General features: G+C 68.6%; 14 protein-coding genes. 4 read left to right on the forward strand and 10 right to left on the reverse strand.

What is annotated here, in order from left to right:
- Positions 1–84 precede the first annotated feature (84 nt).
- The 5 genes from ACOHX0_RS00235 to mbfA all read right to left on the reverse strand — a co-directional run bounded on the left by ACOHX0_RS00235 (position 85) and on the right by mbfA (position 5419).
- Positions 85–540, reverse strand: a complete 456-nt coding sequence (locus ACOHX0_RS00235) for a YaiI/YqxD family protein (protein ID WP_420674605.1) — start codon at positions 538–540, stop codon at positions 85–87.
- Complete coding sequence (gene sthA, locus ACOHX0_RS00240; RefSeq protein WP_420674606.1) at positions 537–2048, reverse strand: Si-specific NAD(P)(+) transhydrogenase; 1512 nt, start codon at positions 2046–2048, stop codon at positions 537–539. The genes ACOHX0_RS00235 and sthA overlap by 4 nt, the downstream gene beginning before the upstream one ends.
- Before the next feature lie 16 nt (positions 2049–2064).
- A complete protein-coding gene (gene fghA, locus ACOHX0_RS00245; RefSeq protein ID WP_420674607.1) occupies positions 2065–2898 on the reverse strand; it encodes an S-formylglutathione hydrolase in 834 nt (277 codons plus the stop codon).
- Positions 2899–3031: 133 nt separating this feature from the next.
- Complete coding sequence (locus ACOHX0_RS00250) at positions 3032–3961, reverse strand: AEC family transporter (RefSeq protein WP_420674608.1); 930 nt, start codon at positions 3959–3961, stop codon at positions 3032–3034.
- 483 nt (positions 3962–4444) lie between these two features.
- Positions 4445–5419, reverse strand: a complete 975-nt coding sequence (gene mbfA, locus ACOHX0_RS00255) for an iron exporter MbfA (protein WP_420674609.1) — start codon at positions 5417–5419, stop codon at positions 4445–4447.
- 187 nt (positions 5420–5606) lie between these two features.
- Here mbfA and ACOHX0_RS00260 point away from each other — a divergent pair, with 187 nt between their 5' ends.
- A complete protein-coding gene (locus tag ACOHX0_RS00260; protein ID WP_420674610.1) occupies positions 5607–6224 on the forward strand; it encodes a TetR/AcrR family transcriptional regulator in 618 nt (205 codons plus the stop codon).
- Between the two features lie 153 nt (positions 6225–6377).
- Here ACOHX0_RS00260 and ACOHX0_RS00265 read toward each other — a convergent pair whose 3' ends face one another.
- On the reverse strand, positions 6378–6878 hold the full coding sequence (locus ACOHX0_RS00265) for a cytochrome c (protein ID WP_420674611.1): 501 nt from the start codon (positions 6876–6878) through the stop codon (positions 6378–6380).
- A gap of 189 nt (positions 6879–7067) precedes the next feature.
- On the opposite strand from ACOHX0_RS00265, the gene ACOHX0_RS00270 reads away from it, so the two are divergent.
- Together ACOHX0_RS00270 and ACOHX0_RS00275 are read left to right on the forward strand one after the other, a co-directional pair.
- The gene (locus ACOHX0_RS00270) at positions 7068–8729 is read left to right on the forward strand and encodes a Y-family DNA polymerase (protein WP_420674612.1); all 1662 of its coding nucleotides are present in this window, start codon (positions 7068–7070) and stop codon (positions 8727–8729) included.
- Positions 8730–8860: 131 nt separating this feature from the next.
- A complete protein-coding gene (locus ACOHX0_RS00275; protein WP_420674613.1) occupies positions 8861–9205 on the forward strand; it encodes a DUF2794 domain-containing protein in 345 nt (114 codons plus the stop codon).
- Between the two features lie 205 nt (positions 9206–9410).
- Here the strand turns inward: ACOHX0_RS00275 and ACOHX0_RS00280 are convergent, their stop codons facing one another.
- The 4 genes from ACOHX0_RS00280 to ACOHX0_RS00295 all read right to left on the reverse strand — a co-directional run bounded on the left by ACOHX0_RS00280 (position 9411) and on the right by ACOHX0_RS00295 (position 12658).
- A complete protein-coding gene (locus ACOHX0_RS00280) occupies positions 9411–9980 on the reverse strand; it encodes a DJ-1/PfpI family protein (protein ID WP_420674614.1) in 570 nt (189 codons plus the stop codon).
- 89 nt (positions 9981–10069) lie between these two features.
- Positions 10070–10795 carry a C40 family peptidase gene (locus tag ACOHX0_RS00285; protein WP_420674615.1) on the reverse strand — a complete coding sequence of 242 codons (726 nt, stop codon included), beginning with the start codon at positions 10793–10795 and terminating at the stop codon, positions 10070–10072.
- Between the two features lie 35 nt (positions 10796–10830).
- Positions 10831–12213, reverse strand: coding sequence for a leucyl aminopeptidase family protein (locus ACOHX0_RS00290; protein ID WP_420674899.1), 1383 nt, complete (start codon positions 12211–12213; stop codon positions 10831–10833).
- Between the two features lie 85 nt (positions 12214–12298).
- Positions 12299–12658 carry a hypothetical protein gene (locus ACOHX0_RS00295; protein ID WP_420674616.1) on the reverse strand — a complete coding sequence of 120 codons (360 nt, stop codon included), beginning with the start codon at positions 12656–12658 and terminating at the stop codon, positions 12299–12301.
- A 177-nt stretch (positions 12659–12835) separates the two neighbouring features.
- Between ACOHX0_RS00295 and ACOHX0_RS00300 the strand changes: the two genes are divergently transcribed.
- Positions 12836–13486: a carbonic anhydrase gene (locus tag ACOHX0_RS00300; protein ID WP_420674617.1), complete on the forward strand. Its 651-nt coding sequence runs from the start codon at positions 12836–12838 to the stop codon at positions 13484–13486.
- Positions 13487–13497 lie beyond the last annotated feature (11 nt).

The raw sequence follows: 13497 nt of genomic DNA on the forward strand, positions 1-13497 counted from the left end.
CCTGAACGCGCCTCAACCAGTGCGTGGCGGCCTGATCCTGCCTCAAGACCTGCTCGCGCTTTGACGCAGAGCCATGGCCCGCTATCAGGCCTGTTTCGCCGCCCGCAGCTCGCGCTCCAGCGCGTCGAGGAAGCGGGAGCGGTCGGCCTTGGTGAAGCCCTTGCCGCTGCCGCCTGCGCCCAGCGGGTTGGCGGCGCGCAGGTCGGCCATCAGGTCGCGCATCGCCAGCTGCTGGCCGATGTTTCCTTCCGTGAAGCGCTCGCCGTTGTGGCGCAGCACGCGGGCGCCGGCCGCGATGCACTTGGCCGCCAGCGGGATGTCGCCCGTCACCACCACATCGCCCGGCCCGCAGCGTTCGGCGATCCACATGTCGGCCTCATCCGCCCCCGCCGCCACGATCACCGTCTCCACCAGCGGGTTCTGCGACGGGCGCAAGCCCCCGTTGGAGACCACGAACATGCGCAAACCGTGGCGGGAGGCCACGCGCTCGGCCTCCTGCTTCACCGGGCAGGCGTCGGCGTCGATGTAGAGCGCGCTCACTCTGCCGCCTTCTTGGGCGCCGCGGGTTTTGCGGCGGGCGCATCCGAACCAGCATCCGCCCGCGCCTCCTCCTTGGGCTTCTGGCCCGCCTTCTTCACCTTGAACTCTTCCGGGATCGGCATCCGGTTGAACGCATCAAGGCCTGCAATCTTGTAGGCTTCGGCCAGGGTCGGGTAGTTGAAGGTGTTCTGCACGAAGTAATCTACCGTGCCTTTGAGGTTCAGCACCGCCTGCGCGATGTGGATGAGCTCGGTCGCGCCCTCGCCGACGATCTGCACGCCCAGCACCCGGCGGGTCTTGAGCGAGAACAGCATCTTCAGCATGCCATGTTCCAGCCCCATGATGTGCCCGCGCGAAGTTTCGCGGAACCGGGCGACGCCGACCTCGTAGGGAATGCCGCGCTCTTGCAGCTCCTCCTCGGACATGCCGCAGGTGGAGATTTCCGGCACCGAGTAGATGCCGTAAGGATACCACGGGCTTTCCGGCAGGGTCGGTGTTTCCAGCGCGTGGCAGGCCGCGACACGGCCCTGCTGCAGCGAGGTGGAGGCCAGCGACGGGTGGCCGATCACGTCGCCTGCGGCGTAGATATGCGGCACCGCGGTCTGGTAGGTCTTGCGGTCCACGCTGAGGCGGCCGCGGTGGTCAGTCTCGAGCCCCACCGCTTGGAGGTTGAGCGCCGAGGTCGCCCCCATGCGCCCGGCCGCAAACAGCAGCATCTCGGCGCGCACGTGGCGGCCGTTGGCCATGCTCACCTCGACATGCCCGCCGCGGTCCTCGATGCTGTCCACCGCGGAGCCGAGCCGCAGGTCGACGCCGTTCTCGCGGATCTGATGGGTGAAATCCTGGATCAGGGTCTTGTCGATGAAGTCGAGGAAGGTCTCGCGCGGCTCGATCAAGGTGACGCGCACGTCGAGGGCCGAGAACATGGTGGCATATTCCACCCCGATCACCCCGGCGCCGATTACGATCAGCGAGCGCGGGATCTCGGCCATCTCCAGGAACTCGTCGCCGTCGACCACGGTCTTGCCGTTGAAGGGCACGTATTCCGGGCGGTAGGTCTTGGTGCCGGTGGAGATCAGGAACTTCTCGGCGGTGAGCCGGGTGGTCTCGCCCGCCTCGGTCGCGACTTCGATTTCATGCGGGCCGGTGAATTTCGCCAGCCCGTTCAGCGTGTCGACATGGTTGCGGTTGAACTGATGTTCCAGCACATCGACCTCGTGATCGAGCGTCATGTGCAGGCGCGCCTTCAGGTCTTCGGCGCCGATCTGGTCCTTTACCCGGTAGGAGCGGCCATAGAACGAACGCTCGCGCCAGCCGGAGAGGTTCAACACCGTCTCGCGCAGGGTCTTTGACGGGATCGTGCCGGTATGCACCGATACCCCGCCCAGCCGGTCCTTGCGGTCGATCACCAGCACCCGGCGGTGCAGCTTGCCGGCCTGGATGGCGGCAGAGCGCCCCGAGGGGCCGGAGCCGATGATGATCAGATCGTAGTCATATGCGTCGCTCATGGCCATGTCCCCGGTTTCAGTCCTGGTAGAGCGCATCGGCGTGGAAGGCGACATGCTCCTCCATGAAGGTCGACACGAAGAAATAGCTGTGATCATAGCCCTTCTGCAGCCGCAGGGTGGCCTGTTGGCGGCGTTCCGCCACGGCGTGGGCCAGGGCCTCGGGCTTCAGCAGGTCGATGAACTGGTCGGCGGTGCCGGTGTCGGTGAGGATCGGGCCGTCGAAGCCCTTCTCGCGCATCAGGAGGGTGGCGTCGTGCTTGGCCCAGGCGGCTTCATCCTCGCCCAGGTAGGCGGTGAGCTGCTTGCGGCCCCAGTCGGAGGCGGTGGGGTTGGCGATCGGTGCGAAGGCGGAGACCGACTTGAAGCGGCCGGGCAGGTTCATCGCCAGCGTCAGCGCGCCGTGGCCGCCCATGGAATGGCCGGTGATCGCCTGGCGCTCCAGGTCGACGGCGAATTTGTCGCCCAGCAGTGCCGGCAGTTCCTCGGCCACGTAGTCCCACATGCGGAAATGCGGCGCCCAGGGGGATTGGGTGGCGTTCACGTAGAAGCCTGCGCCCTGGCCCAGGTCGTAAGCTGCATCGTCCGCCACGCCTTCACCGCGGGGCGATGTGTCGGGGAAAACGATGGCAATGCCCTGCTCGGCGCACCAGCTCTGCGCGCCCGCCTTGGTCATCGCGTTCTCATGGGTGCAGGTCAGCCCCGAGAGATACCACAGCAGCGGCACCGGACCGTCCCTCGCCTCTTCCGGCAGGAACAGGCCGAAGGTCATGTCGCCTGCGGTGGCGCTGCTGGCGTGGCGGTAGACGCCCTGCACGCCGCCGAATGCTCTGTTTTCCGAGACGGTTTCCATTATGTGGCTCCTTGTTCTGCTGCCCTATCGCTAGCCGCTGGCGGGCGCAGGGTCCAGTGAGCGGGCGGCGGCGGCGGCGGTTTTTGCGGCAAATCCGTCGGCTGGGGGCTGCGGGCCGCCGGCTCCGCCCAGTTCACGCGGCAGAGATCCAGGCGATCGCCGCCGGAACCGTCAGGATCGACAGCATCGTGGAGATGAAGATCGCGGCGGAGGCGCGGTGCGGTGCCACGCCGTAGTGCTGCGCCAGCATGTAGACATTGCCCGCCACCGGCAGCGCCGCGGCCGAGATCGCGATGCTCGCGGCAAAGGGCTCCGCGGGGATCAGCCACAGCACGGCGATGGCGACAAAGGCCGGGTGCAGCACCAGCTTGGCGAAGCTGAGCCAGCCCGCGATCTGCACCCGCTCGGCCGATTTCGTTGCCAGCGAAGCGCCGATGGCAAACAGCGCGCCGGGGGTGGCGGCGCCGCCGAGGACCGAGAGGAAGTCATTCACCGGCACCGGGATCGGCAGCGCCGAGGCCGACCAGGCGAGCCCCGCGCAGATCGACAGGATCATCGGGTTCTTCAACAGGCCCAGCCCGGCGAGCTTGAAGGTCGCAAGGCTCAAACCCTCGCCGCGGCCCGCGTTGATCAGGATTACAATCATCGAGGAGAACACCACGAGGTCGACGCTGAGAACCAGCATCATCGGCCCGGCCGAGGCCTCGCCGAACAGCACCGCCATCATCGGCAGGCCGAGGAAACCGACATTGCCGATCGCCGCGCATTGCGCCTCCACCGCCGCGGTCTGCATGTCGAGCCGCCGCAGCACCGCCACCAGCGTCGCCAAGAGGTAGACCGCCATTGTGCCCGCCAGATAGCCAAGCGCCAGCTGCGGATCGAAGATTTCGGCAAAGGAGAGATTGGCGGCAAAGCGGAAGATCATCGCCGAGAGCGGGAAGAAGAAGACGAACTTGGTGAGGTAGGCGGTGGCCTCTTCGGTGAAGAACCGGCTGCGCCCGGCGCCATAGCCAAGCGCGATGATCGCAAAGAACGGGAGGGTGCGGAAAAAGATCTCGGCCATCCGCGGATTGGTAACCTGATTTGACCAATTGGCAAAGGGGTTTGTGGAGTGCGGACTGTCGCTGGTGCGGTCGGGGCAGTACCTTGGCGGCTTTGGGCTTTTGCTTGGGTCTAGGGGCACTCCCGCCTGCTCCGGCGCATTCACAGAATGCGCGCCCGCAGTTGGGCGTGGCGCCGCGCTCGCGCGCGGCGGGGCGGGTCCGGAGAGACCGGGGTCCGGGGCGGATGGAGAGCAGGGTTGCGGCGGAAGCTGGACCTGAGCCGGGGGATGCCTCCGGCGCGGAAAGGGCAGACGGCGCCCTGCTGGGATCGGTGCGGTGCAGCGCCGGCATGGGCTGGCGGCACAGGACTCCTGCCGCGGGCGCCTCCAGCGCGGCAGCGCTGCGCGGCCCAACCGGGAAGACGCATTCTTTGAATGCGCCGGAGCGGGCGGGAGGGCGCCCCGTGCCGCGGGTTCCGGCTCCCGCCGCTTCGGAGCCGTGCCTTAGCCGCTGCCGATCAGCATGCCGGCCGCCAGCACCAGGCTGCCGCCCAGCACCACCTGCAGGGTGGCGCGCCAGAAGGGTGTCTCCATGAAGCGGTTCTGGATCCAGGCAATCGCCCAGAGCTCCAGGAACACGACGACCAGCGCCACCACAGTTGCCGTCCAGAACTCCGGGATCAGATAGGGCAGCGCGTGGCCCAGACCGCCCAGCGTGGTCATCACCCCGGAGGCAATGCCGCGTTTCACCGGCGAGCCGCGGCCTGACAGCTGGCCATCGTCCGAGGCGGCCTCGGTGAACCCCATCGAGATTCCGGCCCCGACCGAGGCCGCCAGGCCGACCAGGAAGGTGGTCCAGGTGTCCTGGGTCGCAAAGGCGGCGGCAAAGATCGGAGCCAGAGTGGAGACCGACCCGTCCATCAGCCCGGCCAGCCCCGGCTGCACCCATGTCAGCAGGAACTGGCGGTGCGCGGCGGCGGCCTCATCCGTGCGCCGGTCAGCAGGCAGATGCGTGTCCTCCAGATCCCCGGCAAGGGCCTCGTGCCGGCCTTCGGCGGCAGCGAGATCGCCGAGGAGCTTGCGGGTGGCGGCATCGCGGCTGCGGGCGGCGGCGGCGGTATAGAAGCGCTCGGCCTGGCGTTCCATCGCCTTCGCCTCCTCCCGTATGCGCTCGGGCCCGAGATTGCGCGTCAGCCAGACCGGGCGGCGGGCGTAGTAGCCCGCCACATGCTCGCGCCGGATCAGCGGGATCGCCGGGCCGAACCGCGCCTCATGCAAGCCGATCAGCCCGGCCCGGTGTTCATCCTCCTCCGCGGCCATGCCGTCGAGCATGGCGGCGCTGTCCGGGTAGTCCGGCCGCAGCTGCGCAGCAAAACTGCGGTAAATCCGTGCATCGTCTTCTTCGGAGGAAATCGCCAGGGCCAGGATCTCCTGCTCGGTGAGATCGGAAAATTGCTTGCGAAAGGACAGGAAACGCATATTCGGGCCTCAAATTAGAATAATTCTAATATACCGTCCTGTCCGGCCGCTGCAAGACGCCCGCTGCCTAACCGCTCTGCAATTCCGTTCCGGGCAGCGCCGCAGAAACCCGGGCGGGAGTTGTTGCCCGCGGTCCGGGCAACTACATTGGATACACGTCCCCGCAGCCCGACCCCGAGGAGCCCCCATGAACCAGCAAGCCGGCGTTCTGCGCACAGGCCGGAAATTCGATCAGGTGATCGAGGGCGCGCGCCAGGTCTTCATGGCGGACGGCTTCGAAGGCGCGAGTGTCGACAGCATCGCAAAGGCGGCCGGCGTCTCCAAGGCGACGCTCTACAGCTATTTCCCCGATAAGCGGCTCCTGTTCATGGAGGTGGTGCGCGGGGTCTGCATGCAGCAGGCGGATTCGGCGCTGGACATGGCGGCGCCTTCCTGCGGGCCGCGCCAGGTGCTGCGCGCGGCGGCGGAGCATATCCTGGCGGTGATCCTGTCGGACTTCAGCCTGCGCATGTTCCGCATCTGCGTGGCCGAGGCCGACCGCTTCCCCGAGTTGGGCCCGCAGTTCTTCGAAAGCGGCCCCAAGGTCGTGCAGGAGCAGATCCGCAGCTACCTCCAGGAGGCGGCGGCGCGGGGCGAGTTGAAGATCGAGGATTTCGACCTTGCCGCCGACCAGTTCATCGAGCTGTGCCACGCCGACCTCTTCGTGCGCTTCCTGTTCAACATCGACACCGAGTTCTCCGCGGCCGAGCGCGAGCGGGTGATCGCGGGTGCGGTGGAGACCTTCATGGCGCGCTACGGGTCCTGAGGAGCCCCTGCCGCCGCGCTCTCTGGTTCCCCGCTCCGGCCTCCCCGTTCGTTGGTCATTTCCCTGTTGCCCGGCCGGCTCCGGCCCGTTCCCGGGTGGGCGCGGCAAGCTGCTGGCTGGCCGGGGGGCCTCGGGCTGCCAGCGCCCTCCGCCTCAATGGGTGATGAAGGTGTTGGGTATGTCTCGGTAGGTTTCGTGGCAGCTCTGGCAGCGCTGCATCAGCCCCGGAAGCGTCCGCCGCAGGCCCTTGAGGTTGCGGATGTTGAGCGCCTTGGCCGCGGTCTCTGCGGCGGCGGCGCGACCCTTGAAGTCATCCCAGGACTGCCAGATCAGCACACGCGCATGCGAGCGCCGGTCCAGTCTTGGCTTCCTGAATGCTTTGCGGATGCCGCGGGTGGAGCGGACCAGGTGTTTGCGCGCGGCCTTGGCCCGGGCCCGGTCGAAGCCGGTGCGGCCGGAGGTCATGGCGATCAGCACATCCATTTCGGCCTTCTGGCCGGTCATCAGCGCGAGGCGGCTGGAGACATGTTTGCTGGTGACATCGTCCCCGGGATTGAGGCCGGTGCCGCCGCAAGCCACCGCAAGGAGCAGCAGGGCCAGCGCGGCGCTGTGGCGGAGCGCGTGGCGCGTCCGGGAGAGCGCGGGCCGGCTCATCGCGCGGGTGCCGTGGCGATGACGGCCTCCTGCTGGCCCGGTCTGGCGCGGCGGAGGCGAATCGGTTTACCGGAACAAAATAAGAACATATAGTCTGACTCCCCATGGCCCGCCCCGGTCGGCCCCCGTGACCTTGCTGCGGCTCTGCCGTGACCCTGCTCTGACATTTCTGCGATCCACCTGCTGCCCATGCCCCGCCGACGCATCTTATCGCTGTGGTTTCCGCGCCTTGGCGCGGAGCGTCTGATGCGCGGGCGGGAGGGCGGCCTGGCCGGGCCGCTTGCCGTTGTGGAGGAAGTCTCCAACACACAGGTTATTTCCGCGTTAAACGCCGCCGCCGCGGCGGAGGGGCTGCAGGCGGGCCAGCCGCTGCGGGATGCCTATGCGATGTGCGGCCACCTGGCCGTGCGCCCCCGGAACCCGGCAGCAGAGGCCGCCTTTCTGGCGGTGCTCAGGCGCTGGGCGGGCAAGTTCAGCCCCTGGGTGGCGGAGGCGGGCCGCGACGGGCTGACGCTGGACCTGACCGGCTGCGCGCATCTCTTCGGCGGCGAGGAGGCGCTGCTGGAGCGCGCCGCCGCCGATTGCGCGCAGATGGGGCTGAGTGTGCAGATCGGGCTGGCCGATACCCTCGGCGCGGCCTGGGCGCTGGCGCGCTACGGCGGGGCAGAGGCGGCATCGGACCGCTCCGGCGATGCCATCGACCAAGAGGCCCGCGCCACCCGCTCGCGGGCGGGCAAGCGGCGTCTTGCCGCCGCCGCCGCCCTGCCGCCGCTGCCGCCCGCGGGGGCGGGGCGGATCGCGCCGCCCGGCCAGGCCTTCGGCGCGCTCAGCCCCCTGCCGGTGGCGGCGCTGCGGCTCGACGCCGCCACGGTGGCGCAGCTGAACCGGCTTGGCCTGCGCCGCATCGGCGACCTTCTGGGCCAGCCCCGGGCCAGCCTGGCGCGCCGCTTCGGCCGCGGCCTGGTGGAGCGGCTGGATCAGGCGATGGGCAGCGCTCCCGAGCCGGTCTCGCCCGCGCGCAGCCCGGATCACTTCGCGGTGCGGCTGACCCTGCCCGAGCCGATCGGCCTGATGGAGGACCTGCTGGCGGCGCTGGACCGGATGCTGCCGCGGCTCTGCGCCCGGCTGGAGGCGCGCGGCAAGGGGCTGCGCGCCCTTCGGCTGGAGGCGCACCGCTGCGATCAGGAGATGGAGGCGGTGACGGTGGGGCTGGCGCGGGCCAGCCGCGAGCCCGCCCGCATCCGCCCGCTGCTGGAATTGAAGCTGGAACAGATCGACGCGGGCTTCGGCATCGACATGCTGCGGCTGGAGGCGCTGCAGGTGGAGGCCCTGCACGCGGGCACCGCGGCGGGCCATCTGGAGGCGGGCGCCGCGGCGCGCGCGCGGCGTCAGGCGGCGGCCGTTTCAGGCGCCGGTGTGGAGGTCCTGATCGGCCGGCTGGGCGCGCGGCTGGGGCTGGAGGCGATCATCCGCTGCCACCCCGCCGAAAGCCACATCCCCGAGAAGACCGCCACGCTGCTGGCCGCGGCCTGGTCGGACCCTGCCGCCGGGGATTGGCCGCCGCCGCCCCGGCCGCGCCCGCTGCTGATCTGGCCGCCCGAGCTGGTTTCGGCACCGGAGCTGCCGGCGGTGCCGGGGCAGTTCCGCTGGCGCGGACGCGACTGGCAGCTGGCGGCGGCGGAGGGGCCCGAGCGCATCGCCCCGGAATGGTGGCTGGAAGATCCCGGCTGGCGCAGCGGCGTGCGCGACTACTGGGTGGTAACGGCGCAGAGCGGCGAGCGGCTGTGGCTGTTCTACGCCCATGGCGGCGCGCTGTCGCCAGGCTGGTTCTGCCAGGGCAGCTTTGACTGAAAACCGGGCCTGGCCCGGCCCTCGGAAAGCGGTGCAGGAGGCGCAAAAGACAGGGGAAGGCGCAGCTCCGGCGCAGGGCCGGAAATGCGAATAAGCTTGATTTATGGCGCGTTTGCCGCAACCTTTTATGCATGAGCTTTGATCAGGTGCAGCCCTTTCCCGGTTCTTTCCATCCCCAGCAAGTCGCTTTCGACCGGCGCGAACTGTCGGTCATCCTGTCGCTTTACGGGCGCATGGTCGCCGCCGGAGAGTGGCGCGACTACGGCATTTCCTCGCTGCACGAGCTGGCGGTTTTTGCGGTATTCCGGCGCACCGCGGAAAATCCGCTCTACCGGATCGAAAAGCGCCCCAAGCTGCGCAACCGCCAGGGCCAGTATTCGGTGGTGGGCATGGACGGGCAGATCCTGAAACGCGGCACTGATCTGAAGACGGTGCTGCGGGTGCTGGAGCGCAAGCTGATCCGCCCGATAGACTGAACCGCGGGCTGTCCTGGGGGGACGCGGGGCTGGAGGGCACTGTCCTGCAAACAGATTTGGGTGCTTGGCAGTGGCGGCGCGGGCTGGCCGCAGGCAAGGCGCCTGCGGCGGGCGCCGGAAAATTCGAATTTTCCGGGCGCTCCCCTCTGAGGGAGAAGAAAATCTGCAAGCCTTGATGCGGCCCTGCGCCCGGAGAGAGGAGGCTTTAGGCGTGTTCGGCGGCCATCATGCTGCGAAACTGGGCCACGGTGGCCTCCGCAAGGCCCGCTGCCGCAGATGCAGCCGCGGCAAGGCTGGCGGGTGCGGTGCCGGGCGCGGTGATCACGCGCCTGTCCGATACGGCATTGGCGCTTTCGCAATACCGCGATGCGCCGTCATAGCCCGTTGCATTGTCCGTAAGAAAGGACGGGTGGTTCGAGGTGTGGCGCGCCTGGCCCAGCAGCCCGGCGCGGGCAAGGGCAAGCGTCCCGCCGCAAATGCCGGCCATGGCGGCGCCGCGCGCGTGCAGCCCGGCCAGCAGGCCGCGCAGATCCGGGGCTTCACTGCTTTCCCAGATCGTGCCGCCCGCCACGGCCGCAACATCAGGCTGCCAGCTGCGAAGGTCATCAAACCCTTGCGGGATGGATGCGGCCAGCCCGCCTTGCGACACGGGCGTCCCGGGCGCCGGGTCGAAGAACCGGACATCGAGACCGAAGAACGGCCTTCCGGTGCCTGCGATCAACCCGTATTCCCAATCCGCAAATCCCGGTGCCAGCAGGAGGGCAATCTTCGCCATACCGGATGTTCCTTCTGATGTGCCTGCAGAAGAACGCAGCGGGAACTTCCGGTTATCGCAATGCCCCCGGATGAAGCGCAGGCTGCAGCCTACTCCAGCCGCTTGTGTGCAGTGACCGGCCCGTCGCCCTGGGCCTGGATGCGTGCGATGGCTGCCTCGATGGGTTCCAGCGCCACCGCCATGTGATGGGCATTGGCGTGGATCAGCGTCCCGCTGTCCCGCACCAGCGCCACGTGGCCTTGCCAGAACAGAAGATCACCGCGCTGCCAGTCCGCCCCGCGCGGCAGCACGCGGCCCAGGGCCGCTTCCTGCGGGCCGCTGTCGCCCGGGCAAGGCAGGCCGCAGGCCACCAGCGCCGCCTGCACCAGACCCGAGCAATCGATGCCAAAGCGGCTGTTGCCGCCCCAGAGGTAGGGGGTGCCGAGGAATAGCCCGGCCACCGCAACAGGGTCCGCGGCCCAGCTGCCGAGAGGCGAGAGATGGCCGGCCGGGATGTACCCCTGATCGGTGGCCAGGAACCGCCCCAGGCTGCCGTTTACCTGCACCCGGGCGCCGTGGCTCAGCCCGCAGCGTTCGGGGGATTTGAAATCCGCCTCGCTGTAGGCATGGGTCGCGGCGGCGCTGACCCAATGGCTGGCGGGCAGGGCAGGGGCGAGATCGGCCGCGCGCAGATACCCGATATAGCCGTCCTTGGCCGCCCGTATGCGGCGCCAGTCTGCGTCTTCCTCGAGGATCTCCACCCGTTCGCCGCAGAGCACCTGCCGTGCGCGCGCGCCGCCGGGGGTGCCGCGCAGGTCGGCCACGGGCGGGGCCACGCGGGCCTGCTCACCGGTTTTCAAACCCGCGCCGCTCACAGCTTCAGCATCCCGGGAAGGGCTGCAAACAGCGCCCGCGCGCCCTGGCCTGCGCCGCCCTTGGCGCGGCCGGGCGCGCTGCTGGGGGTCCAGCCGTAGATATCGAAATGCATGTAGCGCGCTGTGCCTGTGAAGCGGCGCAGGAACAATGCCGCGGTGATCGAGCCGGCAAAGCCGCCCGCGGGCGCATTGTCGAGATCCGCAATACCCGGCTCGATCATCGCCTCGTAAGGCGCATGGAAAGGCAGGCGCCAGACCGGGTCGGCGGCAGCCGGTGCCGCGGCGGCGAGTGCGGCGGCGTCTGCCTCGTGATCGGTGTAGAACGGCGAAAGGTCCGGCCCCAGCGCCACCCGCGCGGCGCCAGTGAGCGTCGCCATGGAGATCAGCAGGTCCGGCGCCTCTTCGGCGGCCAGCGCCAGCGCGTCGGCCAGCACCAGACGGCCCTCGGCGTCGGTGTTGTTCACCTCCACCGTCAGCCCGTTGCGCGCGGTCAGCACGTCGCCGGGGCGGAAAGCAGGGCCGGAGACGGCATTCTCCACCGCCGGGATCAGCACCCTCAGCTGCACATTGAGACCAGCGGCCATGATCATCCGCGCCAGCCCCAGCACATTGGCCGCTCCGCCCATGTCCTTCTTCATCAGCCCCATGCTGTTGCCCGGCTTGAGGTTCAGCCCGCCGGTATCGAAGCAGACGCCCTTGCCCACCAGGGTGAGCCGCGGGCCCGAATCGCCCCAGCGCATGCTGACGAGCCGCGGCGCGCGGTCCGAGGCGCGGCCGACCGCGTGAATCATCGGGAAGTTCTGCGCGAGCAGTTCCTCGCCTGCGGTCACCGAAAGCGCCGCGCCGAACTCCGCGGCAAGCGCCGCGCAGGCCTCCTGCAGCTCCTGAGGCCCGAGGTCGCTTGCGGGCGTGTTGATCAGGTCGCGGGTCAGCACCTCTGCCGCGGCCAGCGACTCCACGGCGGCAGCGTCGACGCCTTCGGGGGCCACCAGCGCAGCGCCGCCGCCCGGTTTGGCGGGCTTGTAACGGTCGAAACGGTAGCTTTCGAGCAGCCAGCCGAGGCATTCGGAGTGGGCGTTTTCCGGCAGGCCGGAGGCGATCCCATAGGTGCCCTGCGGCAGTTTCGCAGCCGCCTCGGCCAGCACGAAACGGCGGCGCACACGCTCTGCCGGGGTGCCGTAGCCGGCCAGCGCCAGGCTGATCCGGCCGGCCTCATCCGGCACCGCAAGCGCCTGGCCGCAGGCGCCGGTGAAGCCCTGCGCTTCGGCCCAGGTCTGCACCCGGGCAGGCTGGGTCTCAAGCCAGCTGCGGCATTGATCCTTGTCGAGGATATGCAGAGGGCGGGCGTCCGGGCTGGGCGCGGCAAAGACAGGCGGCATCATGAAAACTCCGGTGGCAAGGCGGTCCGAGCCGCCAGAGTAGCTGCCAGAGCGCGGCCTGCAAGCCCCGCCTGCCGGGCGCTGCTCAGAGCGAGAGGTCCTGCTGGTCCCAGACCGCGGTCAGCGAGCGCTCCCCCACCCGCATCAGCCGGAATAGTGTCGCGGCGATGGCCGGGAAATCATCGGCGTCGACCGCCTGCATCACGTCGCGGGCGATGGCGGCCATGGCCGTCATTCCGATCTGGTCGGAAATCGCGATCAGCGAGCGCGCGCTCTTGCGCAGGTTCGTCATGTCGTTCTGCCGCCAGAGCCGTTCGCAATGCGTCAGCCGCACCGCCATTTCCTCGATCGCACGGCAGACCACGTCTTCGGCGCCGGTTTCCCCCAGCTGGTCGTAAAGTTCGGCCAGTTTGCCAGGATCCAGGCGCACCTTTTCAGAGTGCATTACTGTTAGTATATTTGCCACCACGTTCACCCAAGTTCTTCATGCCCCCACGGCACGTCTGCCAATTTGAGCCCCACAAGTTTTCAAAAGGTTTCCGCGCCCCCGTTCAAATTGCTCGAATTTGCAGTGAATGCAGGGTAACAGGGCTGAAAAGCTCACGTTCGGAGGATCAGACACGTGGAATATGCCAAACCTCTGCCCGGCTATCTGGTGACCCGCTATCATGGCTGGAAGGCCACGTCCTATGAGGAAAACCAGGGCTGGTACCGCCGCCTGGCCAGCGAAGGGCAGCGCCCCCGCGCGATGGTGATATCCTGCTGCGACAGCCGGGTGCATGTGACCTCGATCTTCGGCGCCGACCAGGGCGAGTTCTTCATCCACCGCAACATCGCGAATCTGGTGCCGCCCTTTGCGCCGGACGGCGACCATCACGGCACTTCGGCGGCGGTGGAATACGCGGTAACCGCGCTGAAGGTGGCGCATCTGATCGTGCTGGGGCATTCGCAATGCGGCGGCGTGCAAGGCTGCATCGACATGTGCAAGGGCCAGGCGCCGCATCTGGAGGAGAAGACCAGCTTTGTCGGCCGCTGGATGGAGATCCTGAAGCCCAAGTTCGAGCAAGTGGAGGCGATCGAGGACGCCGATGCCCAAGCCCGCCAGTTCGAGCGCCAGGCCGTGGTGGCGTCGCTGGAAAACCTGATGACCTTCCCCTTCGTCGCAGATGCGGTGAAGGCCGGATCGCTCAGCCTGCACGGCCTGTGGACCGACATCGGCGAGGGCGGGCTGGAGTGTTACGACCCCAAGACCGGGAAGTTCGCCGAGGTCTGAGCCCCGGGCGG

This window comes from Cribrihabitans pelagius, assembly GCF_048820915.1.
Lineage (GTDB): Bacteria > Pseudomonadota > Alphaproteobacteria > Rhodobacterales > Rhodobacteraceae > Cribrihabitans_A > Cribrihabitans_A pelagius.